This is a genomic window from Rhizobium sp. C4, from assembly GCF_021026315.1.
In the GTDB taxonomy this organism is placed as follows: Bacteria; Pseudomonadota; Alphaproteobacteria; order Rhizobiales; family Rhizobiaceae; genus Ensifer_A.
In genome coordinates, this window is the sequence record NZ_JAJNCX010000004.1 from 23,786 (window position 1) to 39,773 (window position 15,988).

The window sequence follows — 15,988 nt, forward strand, 5'->3', positions numbered from 1 at the left end:
CATGGGTGACTACTCAGAAACAGACAAGAAGCAGGACCTCGCGGTTCTGCATTCCATGGGCTATGCCCAGGAACTCGAACGGCGAATGAGTTCGTTCTCGAACTTCGCCATTTCCTTCTCGATCATCTGCATCCTCTCCGGCGGCATCAATTCGCTCGGACAGGCGACTTCGGGCGTTGGCGGAGCGGCTATCGGCATCGGCTGGCTTGTCGGCTGCGCCATTTCCGGCATCTTCGCACTCGGGCTCGCCCAGATCGCATCGTCCTATCCGACGGCCGGCGGCCTTTACCACTGGGCCTCGATCCTCGGTAACCGTTTTACCGGCTGGCTTGCCGCCTGGCTGAACCTTCTTGGTCTCGTGACGGTGCTTGGCGCGATCAACGTCGGCACGTACTATTTCTTCTTCGGTGCATTCGGCGGCTATTTCGGCATGCAGGATACGCTGCTTGTGCGCGTGCTCTTCGTTGCGGCCATCACCGCCCTTCAGGCTCTGATCAATCATTTCGGCATCGGCCTGACGGCAAAGCTCACCGACTTTTCCGGTTATCTCATCTTCGCAACCGCGATCCTTCTGACCGTGGCTTGCCTGGTTGCCGCACCCGGCTATGACATCGGCCGTCTCTTCACCTTCGCCAACTACACCGGCACGGAAGGCGCAAGCGGGGTCTGGCCGAACCAGGTCTCGACGCTGATGGCATTCGGTCTTGGCCTGCTGCTGCCGATCTACACGATTACAGGCTACGACGCCTCGGCGCACACGTCTGAAGAGACGATCAAGGCCTCCACGTCGGTGCCGCGCGGCATGATCTCCGCCGTGCTGTGGTCGTCGCTCTTCGGCTACATCATGCTGTGCTCGTTCGTGCTCATGATCCCGAACATGGATGATGCTGCCAAGCAGGGCTGGAACGTCTTCTTCTGGGCCATGGACAGCCAGATGAACCCGATCATGAAGGATATTCTCTACTTCCTGATCTTCATCTCGCAGTTCCTGTGCGGTCTTGCGACTGTCACGTCGCTGTCGCGCATGATGTTCGCCTTCTCGCGTGACAAGGGCCTGCCGGGTTCCTCGGCGCTGGCCAAGGTCAGCCCGAAGTATCGCACGCCGGTTGCCGCCATCTGGGTCGGCTCGATCCTCTCGGTTCTGTTCGTCTGGTTCACGTCGGCCATCACCATTGCCGGCACGCCTGCCTACTCGATCGTGGTGTCCTGCACCGTCATCTTCCTCTTCCTCTCCTTCGCGCTGCCGATCGCACTCGGCATTGTCGCCATCGGCGGTCCGAAGTGGTCGAAGATGGGTGAGTGGAACATGGGCGTCGGGGCCTACAAGCTGGTGGCTTTCCTGACCATCATCGCCATGGTGCTGATCTTCTTCATCGGGATCCAGGCACCGAACGACTGGGCGCTGCCGATCACGGTTGGCTTCCTTGTCCTGACGGCGATCGTCTGGCTTGCGTTTGAAAACAAGCGCTTCAAGGGCCCGCCGATCGGTGAGGAAGTGGCCAAGCGTCAGGCAGACATTGCTGCGGCCGAGCACGCCGTCGGCGAAGCCTGAGACTACGTCTCGATAACAAAGAGCGCTCCGGCCATCGCTGGCCGGAGCGCATCCAATCAAGAATGACAAAACGGGCCCGCGAGCGGCCGACAGGGAACAGGGACAGCTTCTGATGAGCTCCAAATACGATTTCGAGACCTTGAAGACGGACGTTGCGGAGGGCCGGATCGATACCGTTCTGGCCGTGCAGGTCGATATGCAGGGTCGGCTCATGGGCAAGCGCTTCCACGCGCAGTATTTCCTCGACAGCGGCTGGCATGAAACGCATAGCTGCAACTATCTGCTGGCGACCGACATGGAGATGGAGACGGTCCCGGGCTACAAGGCGACGAGCTGGGAAGCGGGCTACGGCGACTACACGATGAAGCCCGACCTCTCGACGCTCAGGCGCATTCCGTGGCTCGAAGGCACCGCCATGGTCATCTGCGACGTGCTCGATCATCACACGCATGAAGAGGTTCCGCATTCGCCGCGCGCCATCCTGAAGAAGCAGGTGAAGCGGCTCGAAGCGATGGGCCTCAAGGCCTATATGGCGACCGAACTCGAATTCTTCCTCTTCGACCAGACCTATGACGACGCGCGGGAAAGCGGCTATCGCGACCTGCGGCTGGCCTCCGGCTACAACGAAGATTACCACATCTTCCAGACCTCCAAGGAAGAAGACGTGATGCGGGCCATCCGCAACGGGCTTTATGGCGCCGGCATCACGGTCGAGAATTCCAAGGGCGAGGCATCTGCCGGGCAGGAAGAGATCAACGTCAAGTATGACGAAGCGGTCGTGACCGCCGACCAGCATGCGATCGTGAAGAACGGCGCCAAGGAAATCGCCTGGGCGCGCGGCAAGGCGATCACCTTCCTCGCCAAGTGGAGCAATGCGGCGGCCGGCAGTTCGTCCCATATCCACCAGTCGCTCTGGTCGCTCGACGGCAAGCCGATGTTCTACGATCCGAACGGCCGCTATGGCATGTCGAAGATGATGGAGCACTATGTGGCGGGCCTGCTGGCGCATGCCGAGGAGGTGACCTATTTCCTCGCGCCCTATATCAACTCCTACAAGCGCTTTGTGGCCGGCACGTTTGCTCCGACCAAGGCGATCTGGTCTAAGGACAACCGCACCGCCGGCTATCGCCTGTGCGGCGAGGGCTCGAAGTCGATCCGTATCGAGTGCCGCGTCGGTGGCTCGGACCTCAACCCCTATCTGGCGCTCGCAGCGCTTCTGGCCGCCGGCATCGACGGCATCGAAAAGCAGATGACGCTCGAAGATCCCTTCACGGGCGATGCCTACAAGGCGGGCGAGATCCGCGAGGTTCCGAAGACGCTTCGCGCGGCGACGGATGCGCTCAACAAGTCTCAGCTGCTGCGCTCGGCATTCGGCGATGGTGTGGTCGATCACTATGTGCGCGCGGCCGAGTGGGAGCAGGAAGAATACGATCGCAAGATCACGGACTGGGAGGTGGCGCGCGGCTTCGAACGGGCATAATCGCAACGGAGCGTTGCTGAAATCTCCACGCGATGCTATTTTCGCAATGTCATGAGTGAACCCGAAGGAGGTGTCGCATGATCGATAGCGAATGGTTCTATCGTCAGCTGGAGAAGGACGGGCGATCGGTGCGCGCCATGGCGCGCGCCCTTGGACTCGATCCCAGCGCGGTGTCGCGGATGCTCAAGGGTGAGCGGAAGATGAGTGCGGATGAGCAGGACGGCATTGCCGACTATCTCGGGGTTTCCATCAACGAGGTGGCGGCACGTCGGCGTGGCGAGGTGGCTGGCTTCGCGGAGAAGGGGCAGGAGGGGTTTGTGGTGGATGAGCCAGTCGGTGGCTACACCGAGAAACGCGCACTTCTGCGTCGCGGGCAGGAGGATGGAGAGCCCAAGAGTTATTATGAGCGTGTTCGCGGCTGCATGAAGGGAACGATCACGATTCCCCCGGGTGTGGACTTGACGGAACCGGCCGATCCCGAATGGGCGAAGCTTTATGATGACGAATGAGAGGTATCTGCTGGATACGTGCGCCGTCATCTTCCTGGCGAACGGAGAACAAGTTAGCGAGGAGGTCGTGCGGGTATTATCTGCCGGAACGCCGGACTCGATAGGGATTTTTGTTTCAGCATTTTCCGCATGGGAGGTCGCGAAACTCGTGTCGAAAGGCCGGCTTCATCTGACACGTGCACCGCTCCCCTGGTTCGACGAGGCAATCGCACGGTTCGGAGCCGATGTCTTGCCGGCGACGGCGGAAATTTTGGTGGCGTCCTGTTTCCTGCCAGAGCCGCTGCAGGGTGACCCAGCCGACCGAATTCTCGTCGCCACCGCGCGCGAACATGATTTGACCATTATTACCCGCGACCGGGCAGTTCTTGCCTATGGCGCGGCAGGCCATGTGAAGGTTTTGGCCTGTTAACTGGAGCAGTGAAAGATGACGATGATCCGATGCATTTCGCCGGTTGACGGTTCGGTCTATGCCGAACGTCCGGCGATGAGTTACGACGATGCGGCTGCAGCAGTCGCCCGCGCCCGCAAGGCGCAGAAGTCCTGGGCGAAGCGCCCGCTGGAAGAGCGTGTGCAGCTGGTGCTGAAGGGCGTGGCGCGGCTGAATGAAATGGCCGATGTCGTGGTTGAAGAACTCGCCTGGCAGATGGGCCGCCCGGTTCGCTATGGCGGCGAGTTCAAGGGCTTCAACGAGCGTTCCAACTATGTTGCGACCATTGCCGCCGATGCGCTGGCGCCGCTGGTCGTCGAAAGCTCGGACAAGTTCGAGCGCTATATTGAGCGTGAAGCTCATGGCGTCGTCTTCGTCATCGCGCCGTGGAACTATCCCTACATGACCGCGCTCAACACGATTGCACCTGCGCTGATGGCGGGCAATACGGTCGTGCTTAAACATGCGTCGCAGACGCTGCTGGTCGGCGAACGTTTCGTTCAGGCCTTCAATGAGGCGGGCGTTCCGGAAGACGTGTTCATGAATGTCTTCCTCGACCATGACACGACGACGAAGCTGATTGCTGCCAGCTCGTTCAACTTCATCAACTTCACGGGCTCCGTCGAAGGTGGGCGCAATATCGAGCGTGCGGCTGCCGGCACCTTCACTGGTACAGGCCTTGAGCTTGGCGGCAAGGATCCGGGCTATGTGATGGAAGATGCGGATCTCGATGCGGCCGTCGATACGCTGATGGATGGCGCGACCTACAATTCCGGCCAGTGCTGCTGCGGCATCGAGCGCATCTATGTGAACGAAAACCTCTATGACGAATTCGTCGAGAAGTCGGTCGCCTGGGTGTCCAACTACAAGCTCGGCAATCCGCTCGACAAGGAAACGACGCTCGGCCCGATGGCGCACAAGCGCTTTGCCGCGACCGTGCGCGAGCAGATCGCTCAAGCCGTGTCGAAGGGCGCCAAGGCGCTGGTCGATCCGAAGCTCTTCCCGGCTGACGATGGCGGCGCCTATATCGCGCCGCAGATCCTCGTCGATGTCGATCACTCGATGGAGATCATGCGCGAAGAGACCTTCGGTCCGGCTGTCGGCATCATGAAGGTGAAGAATGATGCCGAAGCGCTCGAACTGATGAACGACTGCAAATACGGTCTCACCGTTTCGCTCTGGACGAAGGATGCGGAACGCGCTGCCCGTCTCGGCCGCGATCTGGAAACCGGCACGGTGTTCATGAACCGCGCCGACTATGTCGATCCGGGCCTGTGCTGGACAGGCTGCAAGGATACGGGCCGTGGCGGCTCGCTCTCCATCATAGGCTTCCACAACCTGACCCGCCCGAAATCCTATCACCTCAAGAAGGCACTTTAAGATGTCGATTACTGCAAACTGGAGCTACCCGACCCTCGTCAAGATGGGGGCAGGGCGCATCAAGGAACTGGCCGATCACTGCAAGTCGCTCGGCATGAAGAAGCCGCTTCTTGTCACTGATCGCGGTCTTTCGACCATGCCGATCACGAAACAGGCGCTCGATATTCTCGAAGCCGGCGGTCTCGGCCGGGCGATCTTCGCCGACGTCGATCCGAACCCGAACGAGAAGAACCTCGAAGCCGGCGTGAAGGCCTTCAAGGATGGTGGTCATGACGGCGTCGTCGCCTTCGGCGGCGGCTCGGGCCTCGACCTCGGCAAATGCGTGGCCTTCATGGCCGGCCAGACGCGTCCGGTATGGGATTTCGAGGATGTTGGCGACTGGTGGACGCGTGCGTCTGTCGAGGGCATTGCCCCCATCGTAGCGGTGCCGACGACGGCCGGAACCGGCTCGGAAGTCGGACGCGCTTCCGTCATCACCAATTCCGTGACGGAAACGAAGAAGATCATCTTTCATCCGAAGTTCCTGCCGGGTGTCACGATCTGCGATCCGGAACTGACGGTGGGCATGCCGAAGCACATCACGGCCGGCACGGGCATGGATGCGTTTGCGCATTGCCTCGAGGCCTATTCCTCGCCCTTCTACCATCCGATGAGCCAGGGCATTGCGCTCGAAGGCATGCGTCTGGTGAAGGAATATCTGCCGCGCGCCTACAAGGACGGGACGGATATCGAGGCCCGCACGCACATGATGTCGGCCGCCGCCATGGGGGCCGTCGCCTTCCAGAAGGGTCTTGGTGCAATCCACTCGCTGAGCCACCCGGTCGGCGCGATCTACCATACGCATCACGGCACGACGAATGCCGTCGTCATGCCGCCGGTGCTGCGCTTCAACCGTCCGGCGATCGAGGATCGGATTGCTTCCGCTGCTGCCTATCTCGGCATCGCAGGGGGCTTCAACGGCTTCTACGATCTGGTGCTGGAACTGCGCGAAACGCTCGGCATTCCGGACAAGCTGGCAGCCCTCGGCGTCAAGACGGACCGCATTGACGAGATGTCCGTCATGGCCGTGGCCGATCCGTCGACGGGTGGCAACCCGGTCGAGTTGACGGTCGAGGCGGCGAAGAAGCTCTTCCTCGAATCCATCTGATCGGCGTTTTCCTGCGCAAAATTGAACGCCCGTGCTCACGCGCGGGCGTTTTTCGTTGTGGATGGAGAGTGTTGGACCGCGCTTCTCCCATGTTGCTCCAGCCTTGCGTAAGCCAATCTGCACAGGCTTTTCCAGCTTGTTCGAGATTCGTGTGTTGCGTCGGCATTTCGTTGGCGGATCGTTAATTGCTGCAGTCGGCCTTAAGTCTCCGTTAACCATGATTTACGCAATGTATACCTGTCGCGAAGCAGCGATCGACATGCATGGTCCTTCAAGCCGGATGGGGTTCCGGCGGACCGATTAGGGGGTTTGGAATGCCAGTCATTTCACTTGCAAATACAAAGGGCGGCGCAGGCAAGACGACGGCGGCACTGCTGCTGGCATCTGAATATGTCCGCCAGGGCTATCGTGTCGCGGTTCTCGACGCCGATCCGCAGAAGTGGATCACCAACTGGTACGAAACCGGCGGCAAGGATCCGAGCCTGACGGTCATCTCCGAAGTGACGGTCGCTTCGCTGCAGACGCATATCCGCGAGATGCGCGACCAGATCGATTTCTTCATCATCGATCTTCCCGGCCAGCGCGATCCGCTGCTGGCAACCGCGCTCGGTCTCTCCGACCATGTGCTGATCCCGGTTCAGGGCTGTGCGATGGACGCCAAGGGGGCGGCGCAGGTCATCGAACTGCTGGCGCATATGAAGAACCAGGCGAAGATCTCGATCCCGCATTCCGTCGTGCTGACGCGGGTGAGTTCCATTGCAACGACCCGGGCGCTCACGGCGATCAAGGACCTGCTGGTCTCGCGCGGCGTGAATGTTCTGGAGACACCGATCTTCGAACGTTCCGCCTTCCGCGACATCTTCGATCTCGGAACGATGCTGCACAAGGCCGATCCCGCCCGCATCACCAATCTCGACAAGGCACGCGAGAATGCCCGCGTGCTGGCGCTGGAACTGAAGCGTCTGCTGCCGGCCAAGCGCCGCGAACAGCCGCTGGGTCTTGCAGCGCGCATGCGGCAGCGGGCGGCGTGATAGCCGCTCCATGACGCGAAGCACTGTTTGAGGGCGATGAACCCAGGTGCTTGATGACCGTGAATTCTCCGAGCGCCGGAACCTCAATGGGGTTTCGGCGCTCTTTTATTTCGATCAGTCGATGAACTGAACGATCGTGCCGGGCTTGACCATCTTGGCAAGTTCCTGCGCATCCCAGTTGGTCAGGCGCACGCAGCCATGGCTCTGGGTCTTGCCGATCTTGGACGGTTCGGGCGTGCCGTGGATGCCGTAGGTGGGCTTGTCCAGGGCGATCCAGACATTGCCGACCGGGCCGTTCGGACCCGGCGGAATGGTCAGCACCTTGGTGTTGTTGCCCTGCGTGAAATTGATCTTCGGATTATAGGTGTAATTCGGATTGAAGGCGACGCGCGCCACGGTATGCGTGCCGGACGGCGAGGGCGTGTCAGCCGAGCCGATGGAGGCCGGGTAGACGGCGACGAGGTTGCCCTGCGCGTCGAAGGCCTGCACTTCCTTGATTGCCTTGTTGGCGACGATGCGCGTCACCTGGCCGGTCTTGACCGGCCCCGGATTGGCGACCTTGACGATCGTTCCGGGCGTGTTGAAGTCGACGCCGGGGTTCAGTTCCTTCAGATAGTCTTCGTCCATGTGGAAGCGTTCGGCGAGCATTTCCGTCACCGACGTGTAGCCCATCGAGGGCATGGTCGCCTTCTGCGAATAGTCTTCCGGGATCGAGGCGACATAGGGGCCGGCGGCATCCGTCGGGGTGATCGTGTAGTCCATGAAGGGCAGGCCGCCGCCGGTGGCGAGCCGGTTCATGATGTCCTCGGAATTGCGCGGATCGATCTTGTCGCCCGTGGTCACTTCATAGGCATGCAGCGCCTTGTCGACATTCGAGCCCTTCTTGCCGTCGATCACGCCCGGCGACATGCCCATGCGGTCGAGATAGACCTGAAGGGCAGCGATTTCGGCGCGCGACTTGCCGGTGAGGTTGAGCTTCGGGGCAGGGCTTTCCAGCGCTTCCGGCAGGTCGTTGGCCGGTGCATCGTTGGGACCGATCGATGCGGTCTGGGTGTTGTCGGGATTGTCGAAACCGTCGACCGACTGGCGCTGGCGATCGCCCGGCAGGGTCGCGGGGTCATTCGGAAGCGGCTGGCGCGACACATCGCCGTCATTGCCGAAACGGCCGCGGGGGATGGTGCCGGTCGCGAGATTGTCGTCGTTCAGGCCGCCCTGGCTGGCGCGGCGATTGTCATCATAGCCCGGATCCCACGGTGCGGCATCCATGCCGAAACCACGGTCGCGCGGGTTCGCGGCCCGCGGGGCGACCCGGGATGCGGGCATTTCGGTGGCAACGATGTAGCCATCGCGGTCGACAAGCACCCGTCGGCCATAGGCGTCACGGCGAAACGTCACGGCGCCCTGTTCTGGGATATAGTCGAGAATGTCGCCTTCCGGCGTCACCAGCACCGTATCGCCACGACCAGAGGCCTGCTGTGCCTGAGCCGGAATGGCGGCAAGGCCGGCGAGCGTGAGGGCTGAAACTGCAAAAGCAAGACGGAAGGAGCGCACAGAGAACACCGTGAATCGTGACAATATTGAGGCCTGATAGCCGGACATTTCGACCTTTATATGGTATTTTCAACATGTTAAGGAAATATTGACCATCAATTTTTCGTTAAGGCCGTTTGCAGGGCTGCCGGTTTGGCTTATCAAGGGCCCTTATTTCGAGGGAACACTGCCATGCTGGAACTCTATGCCGCGCGGGGGCCGCGCCTTTTTCTCGACGAAAACTCCGTCTTCGATATTGGCAGTTTGATTGTCGGCGGGGCCGACTTGTCGCCCGGTCGGGCCATTCCGGATGACGGCGACCCGCGCATCGATCATTCGCTGGAAGGCTTTCTTTTTACCTGCGGGCCTGACCATATCCGTCACCCGGAACCGGTTGAGAGTGTCGAAGGCAAGAAATATCCTCTGCATGGCTCGTTCTCGGCCTGTCCCGCGGAGGTGACCGAGTTTCGCAACGGGCGGCTTTCCTCGACGGCACGCGCCACCGTGATGGTACGGCTGGCCGATGGCGGCCTCGCCCGTCTGGAGCGGCGCTGGCACATCGATGGGGTGACAGGGGCTGTTTCGCTCAACGACCGCGTCACCAATGCTGGCTCGAAGCCGTTTGCGCCGATGCTCATGTATCACATGAACCTCGGGGCGAAGAATTTCGACGCCAGGACTCAAGTGTCCGGTGACATGGTCGGCAAGGTGCCGGTTTCCTGGCAGTTCGGCGAGGGTGACAATTACGTGTTCTGCGTGCCGGCCGGCGGCGAGCAGGGGCATGCGACGCTGCGTCTCGGCCCGATTGCCGGGGCAGGCGGGCTGACGCTGCGCGTTGATTTCGACACCGCGACGCTGCCTTATCTGCAGATGTGGCGTAACGAGAGCCGTCCGGCTTGCGTCGTTGGCATCGAGCCCGCCTCGCATGACTGGAAGCCGCGCGCCGAGCTTGCCGCCGCCGATGCCATGGCGCTGCTGCAGCCCGGGGAATCTCGCGACTATGGCCTGCGTTTTGCCTTTGCGTGAGGTGCTGCGCGCGGCATATGGTTGACGCCGGGCGGAAGGAAGGCTAGGCCGCTTTCCGCATCTTTTTTCGCATTCAGGAGAGACGAAATGTCCATCAAGCGTATCGAGCCCGGCAAGCGCATGAGCGCAGCTGTCGTCCATGGCAACACGGTCTATCTCGCCGGCCAGGTTGGCGAAGGCACGTCCGTGACGGATCAGTCGAAGTCGGCCCTGGCTGAAGTCGACCGTCTGCTGGCTCTTGCCGGCTCGGACAAGTCGAAGATCCTGCAGACGATCATCTACCTCTCCGACATGTCGACCTTCGGCGAAATGAACGCTGTGTGGGAAGCCTGGATCGATCCGGCCAATCCGCCGGCGCGCGCGACCAGCCAGGCAGCGCTGGCCACGCCGGACTACAAGGTCGAATTCATCGTCACGGCTGCTCTCTGAGCATTGACGTTTCTGCCGGCCGCAGCAAATGTGCAGCGGTCGGCAAACTGAATTGAACTTCGTCGAGCCCGGCGTTACGCAGCAGGGCAGGGAGAACGCGTTATGGATATCAGGCAGATCAACGACGAATATTCGGTCACCGGTCAGATTTCTGTCGAGGACCTCGATTCGATCAAGGCTCAGGGCTTCAAGTCCATCGTGTGCCATCGCCCCGACCATGAGCAACCCGATCAGCCGGAATTCGCCGACATCGCGGCGCGCGCCGACGAGCTTGGCCTGATGATCGCTCATATCCCGGTTGGCCCTGCCGGCGTGACGGCGGATTCCGTGCGCATGATGGTCGATGCGCTGGATGAATTTCCGCGTCCGATGCTCGGCTATTGCCGCTCCGGCGCCCGCTCGACGGCGGTTTACCAGCAGACGCAGCACCTGCGCGGCTGAAAGTCATCCTTTGAAGTCCCTGCAATCCGGCCGATTGATAAAGTTTTAATCAACCGGTTGCATGATGTGTCGCGGTTCCGGCCGGGCCATGAAGGCTCGTCGGCATCGTGATGGCGCCGGCTTTGTCCGGCGAGGGGGCGTCGGGTGATTTCGGCTATTTCTTCCGTGTTGAATTCTGTCTCCGTGCAGCGCGCGCAGGGCGTCAGCACGTCCGTTGCTTCCCCGCGCGAGCAGGAAGAGAAGCAGAAGAAGATTTCCATCCCCTCAGTCGAGGTGACGGCGGCCCAGTCGCAGGGCTTTGCTGCCCGCGTCGGCGATTTCCTGGTAAACAAGGCTTCCCAGTCCAGCGATGCCGGTTCTGCCGTATCCGGCCCGACTGGCGCGGACGGCATGCCGCCCGCGGGTATGCCCATTGGCGGCCCGCCTCCCGGTCCGCCGCCACAGGGTGCACAGGGCGAAGGGCTGAACGGCGGCAATGGGTCGGGAAGTGCTGCCTCTATCCTCTCCCTGCTTTCGGGCGAAACCGGCACATCCGATACGGAAAATGACGGCGACGCCGACGATTCAGGCTTTGCAATCTTCGCCAAGCAAAGCCAGGGCGCGAATACGCAATATGCCCTGCAGCAGGGCGGAAACGGGGTGTTCGGCGTGCAGTTCGATGAGATCGGCGCCTATCAATTTGCCGCCGCAGCTGGTTGACGCAAATAGCCTTTTAAGCGGAGAAGTGCCTGTATTGGGACAGTCTTGTGAAGCTCACAAGAGGCTCCTAATGAATGCAGCTAATTATATACTTGATTTTATGCAAGATATAAACCACATCACAGTGAGTGTCTGCCGGGTGCCCCAACGTGATGTCAGCGTCTATTGAAAACGAACGGTTCGTCAGCGCGGCGTTGGCCGCGTCGGAAGACTGCATCAAGATCATCGGTCTCGACGGCGCCCTTCTGTTCATGAGCGAGGGCGGTCAGCGTGTGATGGATGTCGATGACTTCGATGTCATGAAGGGCTGTTCCTGGCCGTCATTCTGGCCCGACCCATCGCATGGCGATATCGCCAAGGCGATAGAGGAGGCGAAGGCGGGCCGATGCTATCGCTTCAGCGGCTATGCCAACACGGCCAAGGGTCGGAGGCGCTATTGGGACGTGAAGGTCTCGCCGATCTTTGCCGAGGACGGCTCTGTTGAAAACCTCCTTTCCGTGTCGCGCGACATCACCCAGACCAAGGAATTCGAGGACCAGCAGAACCTTCTGCGGCAGGAACTTTCGCACCGGATCAAGAATATCCTGTCGCTGGTTCAGGCGGCGGCAAACCAGACGTTGAAGCCGGGCGACGATATCATGACCGCCAAGTCGGCGTTGCTTGCCCGGCTGCAAAGCCTCGGCCGCGCGCATGAAATCCTGCTGAAGACGGATCACCATCTGGCGACATTGCAGGCGATCGTCGAGGCGGCGTTCGAGGGGTACGCGGGTGGCCGTTTCACGATCGAGGGCCCGCATGTGGCGCTGTCTCCGAAATGCGGTCTGGCGCTTGCGCTGACCTTCCATGAACTTGTCACGAATGCCATCAAATACGGCGCGCTTTCCAACGAGAGCGGCCATATCGACGTCGTGTGGACGACCGCGCGCGATGGCGAGCGCGACTTGCTGGAGCTGAACTGGACTGAGAAGGGCGGGCCTGCCGTGGCCGCGCCCCGACATGCCGGTTTCGGGACCAAGATGATCAAGCGCGCGCTTTCCGGCTATATCGATGGCGATGCGGATTTGCAGTTTGACGAAGGCGGCCTGCGTTTTAAAATGGTCGCCTCGCTTGCGGCGCTGAGCCGCGTGCCGGCCACGGCCTGAACGTTGTCAGTCTCCGCGCGTCGCTGAACAAATCTGACGCAAAGCGCGGCTAGTCTTCCTGGAACGAAAGAGATTCGGGCCCACGAGGGGCAGACATGAGCGCGACCTTTGCGGAATTGAGCGAGCGGATTGGCGAAGTGGGCGAGCTTTACGCCCGCGCGCACAACATCACCCGCACGCCGGAATGGTATCTTCTGAAGCTGACTGAGGAGCTTGGCGAGTTGACGGCCGAGCATTTGCTGCTCAATGGTCAGGCGCGGCCGAACAAGGATGGTTCCGGCGGCACGCGCGAGGCGCTGGAAAACGAAGCGGCCGATCTCTTCGGCCAGTTCGTGCTTTATCTGCGCGCCAACGAGATCGACATCGAAGCGGCCATCGAGCGCAAATGGCTGCGCCATCTTGCAGCCTACCAGAACGAGGGTGGCGGCGACCTTTCGGTCACTGCCCCCTGATTTCGCTCAGCGTCCGGGTCGGCGTGATGGCTTCCGGGTTCTGGATGATCTCGATGATCGCCGGCTTGCCGCTTGCCCGCGCGCGTTCAAACGCTGCTGCGAAGTCTTCCGTCTTCGTCACCTTCTCGCCATGGCCGCCATAGGCGCGGGCCAGATCCGCGAAGTCGGGGTTCGTCAGGCCCGTGCCGCTGACGCGACCGGGATATTCACGCTCCTGATGCATGCGGATCGTGCCATACATCGAGTTGTTCACCAGCAGCGTGATGATCGGCAGATTGTAGCGCACGGCGGTCGCGAATTCCTGGCCGTGCATCATGAAGCAGCCATCGCCGGCAAAGCAGATGACTTCGCGGTCCTGATGCAGCGCCTTCGCGGCGACCGCAGCCGGCAGGCCGTAGCCCATCGAGCCGGAGGCGGGGGCAGATTGCGTGCCGAACTTCCGGAAGCGGCGGAAGCGGTGGAGCCATGTCGCGTAGTTGCCGGCGCCATTGGTGAAGATCGTGTCGGCGGCGGTGTTTTCTTCGAGGTAGGACATGATCGCCCCCATGTGGACGCCTTCAGGGCCTGCAGCCGGCGGGGTCGACCACGCAAGGTATGCGCCGTGCATCGCCTCGGTGCGTGAGGACCATGCGGGGGCGGCGGCCGGTTCGATATCGCGGATCGCTGCGACGAAATCGGTGGGTGATGCGCAGATGGCGAGGTCCGGGCGATAGACGCGGCCGAGTTCGGACGGGTCCGGGTGGATGTGGATGAGCGACTGCGCCGGATAGGGGATATCCATCAGCGTATAGCCGGAGGAGGGGGATTCCGAGAAGCGGCCGCCGAGCAGCACGATCAGGTCCGCGTCCTTCACGGCCTTGGTGAGTGCCGGATTGATGCCGAGCCCGATATCGCCGGCATAGCAGGGATGGAGGTGATCAAAGAGCATCTGGCGGCGGAAGGAGCAGCCGACAGGCACGGCCCAGCGCTCGGCGAAACCGGCAAAGGCCTCGACCGAGGTCTCGTCCCAGCGCGTGCCGCCGAGGATGAAGAACGGGCGCTCGGCCTTGGCAAGCCGGTTGCGGAACTCTTCGACCTGGCTTGTACCGGGGAAGGCTGCGACGGGCGTTGCGGGGCGGGCGGCAACAGCGTCGACCGTGTCGGTCAGCATGTCTTCGGGCAGCGCCAGCACGACCGGGCCGGGACGGCCGGAGGTGGCGACCGCAAAGGCGCGGGTGACGAATTCCGGGATGCGGCGGGCGTCGTCGATTTCGGCGACCCATTTGGCGACCTCGGTGAAGGCGCGGCGATATTCAATTTCCTGGAAGGCCTCGCGCTCGCGGGCGTCGCGCTGCACCTGTCCGATGAAGAGGATCATCGGGATCGAATCCTGCCGTGCGACATGCAGGCCGGCCGAAGCGTTGGTTGCGCCGGGGCCGCGGGTGACGAAGCAGACGCCGGGCTTGCCGGTCAGGCGACCCCAGGTGTCGGCCATCATCGCGGCGCCACCTTCCTGGCGGCAGATGATCTGCTCGATCGGGCTATCGGCCAGCGCATCGAGCACCGCAAGGAAGCTTTCGCCCGGCACGAGGCTCACGCGCTCGACGCCATTGGCTTCCAGCGCTTCGACAATCAATTGGCCGCCCGTCTTCATTCCCGGTCTCCAGATCATTTCGTTTCGTGAAATCCAATAGCAATCATCGCGCTTTGCGTGAAGCATTGAGCGGGCGCCATCAGGAAATTTGATGGCTCAACGCGAAGGACAGATGCGGTTCGCCCAGGCCAGAAAGTCAGCAGTGGCAAGGTCCGACACGGTGTCGTTCAGCGTTTCGTGTCGAGCGTCGGGATAGACCTGCTTTGAGATATCGGCAAAGCCAAGCGCCCGCATCCGAGCTTCCATCCAGTGCATGCCCTTCGCGCCGCGTGTTGCCGGATCCTTGCCGCCGCCGACCAGCATGATCGGCTTGTCCTTCGGGATGCGGGAAAGATGGGCCTTGTCCGCACCGCGCACGACGCCATCCGCCACATCGGACCAGAGTGAGACGGTGCAGGGGAAGCCGCAGAGCGGATCGGCGATATAGGCGTCCACCTCCGCCGGGATGCTGGAGAGCCAGTCGAGCAGGGTGCGGTGGCCGGGGATCGCCTTGCCCCAGGCTTCGAACGTCAATCGCGGCAAGATGCTGCTCGGCACGTCCGAACCCTTGAGCCATTTTTCGATGCCGAGAAGCAGGCGCATGAGTGGCACGGAGGAGGCGGTGCCGAAGTCGAAGTTCCAGACGGCGAAGCCTGCGAAACCGTCGGGATGCTTCAGCGCCGTGTTCAGGCAGATCATCGCGCCCATGGAATGGCCGAAGAGCAGGATGGGCAGGCCCGGATGGTTCGCGGCGGCCATATCGCGGATGGCCATCGTATCGGCGATCACCATATCCAGCCCGTCGCGGCGGGCAAACTGGCCCTTCACGGCATCGGGCGCCGTTGTTTCGCCATGGCCGCGATGGTCCCAGGCATAGGCGTGGTAGCCTTGCGCGGCGAGATGGTTTGCGAAACGGGCATAGCGCCTGGAATGTTCAGACATGCCATGGGCAATGAGAACAATGCCGCGCGCGGTGGTGCTCGCCTCGACGGTATGAAAGGCGAGGGTGGCACCCGTCGGGCTCTTCAGGAACTGGGTTGTCTCAAACATGGCTGGCCTCCGGTGGGGCGAGCGCTAGCAAATTCAGGTCTGCTTGGAAAGACGCGCATGGGAAACCCCGCCCGCCTGCAT

16 protein-coding genes are annotated in these 15,988 nt (G+C 61.7%); 13 read left to right on the forward strand and 3 right to left on the reverse strand.

The window, feature by feature from the left end; all coding sequences use genetic code 11:
* Position 1 precedes the first annotated feature (1 nt).
* The 7 genes from LQK84_RS08795 to LQK84_RS08825 all read left to right on the forward strand — a co-directional run bounded on the left by LQK84_RS08795 (position 2) and on the right by LQK84_RS08825 (position 7,526).
* Entirely contained in the window at positions 2-1,552 is a 1,551-nt protein-coding gene (locus tag LQK84_RS08795) for an amino acid permease (RefSeq protein ID WP_230828334.1), read from the forward strand.
* Positions 1,553-1,664: 112 nt separating this feature from the next.
* Positions 1,665-3,032, forward strand: coding sequence for a glutamine synthetase family protein (locus tag LQK84_RS08800; protein WP_230828335.1), 1,368 nt, complete (start codon positions 1,665-1,667; stop codon positions 3,030-3,032).
* A 77-nt stretch (positions 3,033-3,109) separates the two neighbouring features.
* Positions 3,110-3,541 (forward strand): helix-turn-helix domain-containing protein, encoded by a 432-nt coding sequence (locus LQK84_RS08805; RefSeq protein WP_230828336.1) that lies wholly within the window; start codon positions 3,110-3,112, stop codon positions 3,539-3,541.
* A complete protein-coding gene (locus LQK84_RS08810) occupies positions 3,528-3,950 on the forward strand; it encodes a type II toxin-antitoxin system VapC family toxin (protein WP_230828337.1) in 423 nt (140 codons plus the stop codon). The genes LQK84_RS08805 and LQK84_RS08810 overlap by 14 nt, the downstream gene beginning before the upstream one ends.
* A 15-nt stretch (positions 3,951-3,965) precedes the next feature.
* Positions 3,966-5,348 carry an aldehyde dehydrogenase family protein gene (locus tag LQK84_RS08815; RefSeq protein ID WP_230828338.1) on the forward strand — a complete coding sequence of 461 codons (1,383 nt, stop codon included), beginning with the start codon at positions 3,966-3,968 and terminating at the stop codon, positions 5,346-5,348.
* A 1-nt stretch (position 5,349) separates the two neighbouring features.
* Complete coding sequence (locus tag LQK84_RS08820; protein WP_230828339.1) at positions 5,350-6,495, forward strand: iron-containing alcohol dehydrogenase; 1,146 nt, start codon at positions 5,350-5,352, stop codon at positions 6,493-6,495.
* A gap of 314 nt (positions 6,496-6,809) precedes the next feature.
* Entirely contained in the window at positions 6,810-7,526 is a 717-nt protein-coding gene (locus tag LQK84_RS08825) for a ParA family protein (RefSeq protein WP_230828340.1), read from the forward strand.
* Between the two features lie 114 nt (positions 7,527-7,640).
* Here LQK84_RS08825 and LQK84_RS08830 read toward each other — a convergent pair whose 3' ends face one another.
* Complete coding sequence (locus LQK84_RS08830; RefSeq protein WP_230828341.1) at positions 7,641-9,125, reverse strand: L,D-transpeptidase; 1,485 nt, start codon at positions 9,123-9,125, stop codon at positions 7,641-7,643.
* Positions 9,126-9,248: 123 nt separating this feature from the next.
* On the opposite strand from LQK84_RS08830, the gene LQK84_RS08835 reads away from it, so the two are divergent.
* The 6 genes from LQK84_RS08835 to LQK84_RS08860 all read left to right on the forward strand — a co-directional run bounded on the left by LQK84_RS08835 (position 9,249) and on the right by LQK84_RS08860 (position 13,245).
* Complete coding sequence (locus LQK84_RS08835; protein WP_230828342.1) at positions 9,249-10,082, forward strand: DUF4432 family protein; 834 nt, start codon at positions 9,249-9,251, stop codon at positions 10,080-10,082.
* A gap of 87 nt (positions 10,083-10,169) precedes the next feature.
* Complete coding sequence (locus tag LQK84_RS08840) at positions 10,170-10,511, forward strand: RidA family protein (RefSeq protein WP_230828343.1); 342 nt, start codon at positions 10,170-10,172, stop codon at positions 10,509-10,511.
* A gap of 102 nt (positions 10,512-10,613) precedes the next feature.
* Complete coding sequence (locus LQK84_RS08845) at positions 10,614-10,952, forward strand: TIGR01244 family sulfur transferase (protein ID WP_230828344.1); 339 nt, start codon at positions 10,614-10,616, stop codon at positions 10,950-10,952.
* 165 nt (positions 10,953-11,117) lie between these two features.
* A complete protein-coding gene (locus LQK84_RS08850) occupies positions 11,118-11,651 on the forward strand; it encodes a hypothetical protein (RefSeq protein WP_230828345.1) in 534 nt (177 codons plus the stop codon).
* Positions 11,652-11,803: 152 nt separating this feature from the next.
* Positions 11,804-12,793: a sensor histidine kinase gene (locus LQK84_RS08855; protein ID WP_230828622.1), complete on the forward strand. Its 990-nt coding sequence runs from the start codon at positions 11,804-11,806 to the stop codon at positions 12,791-12,793.
* A 95-nt stretch (positions 12,794-12,888) separates the two neighbouring features.
* On the forward strand, positions 12,889-13,245 hold the full coding sequence (locus LQK84_RS08860) for a phosphoribosyl-ATP pyrophosphohydrolase (protein ID WP_230828346.1): 357 nt from the start codon (positions 12,889-12,891) through the stop codon (positions 13,243-13,245).
* On the opposite strand, the gene LQK84_RS08865 is transcribed toward LQK84_RS08860, so the two are convergent.
* Entirely contained in the window at positions 13,232-14,878 is a 1,647-nt protein-coding gene (locus tag LQK84_RS08865; protein WP_230828347.1) for a thiamine pyrophosphate-binding protein, read from the reverse strand. The genes LQK84_RS08860 and LQK84_RS08865 overlap by 14 nt on opposite strands.
* A 96-nt stretch (positions 14,879-14,974) precedes the next feature.
* Positions 14,975-15,907 carry an alpha/beta fold hydrolase gene (locus LQK84_RS08870; protein WP_230828348.1) on the reverse strand — a complete coding sequence of 311 codons (933 nt, stop codon included), beginning with the start codon at positions 15,905-15,907 and terminating at the stop codon, positions 14,975-14,977.
* Between the last annotated feature and the right edge of the window lie 81 nt (positions 15,908-15,988).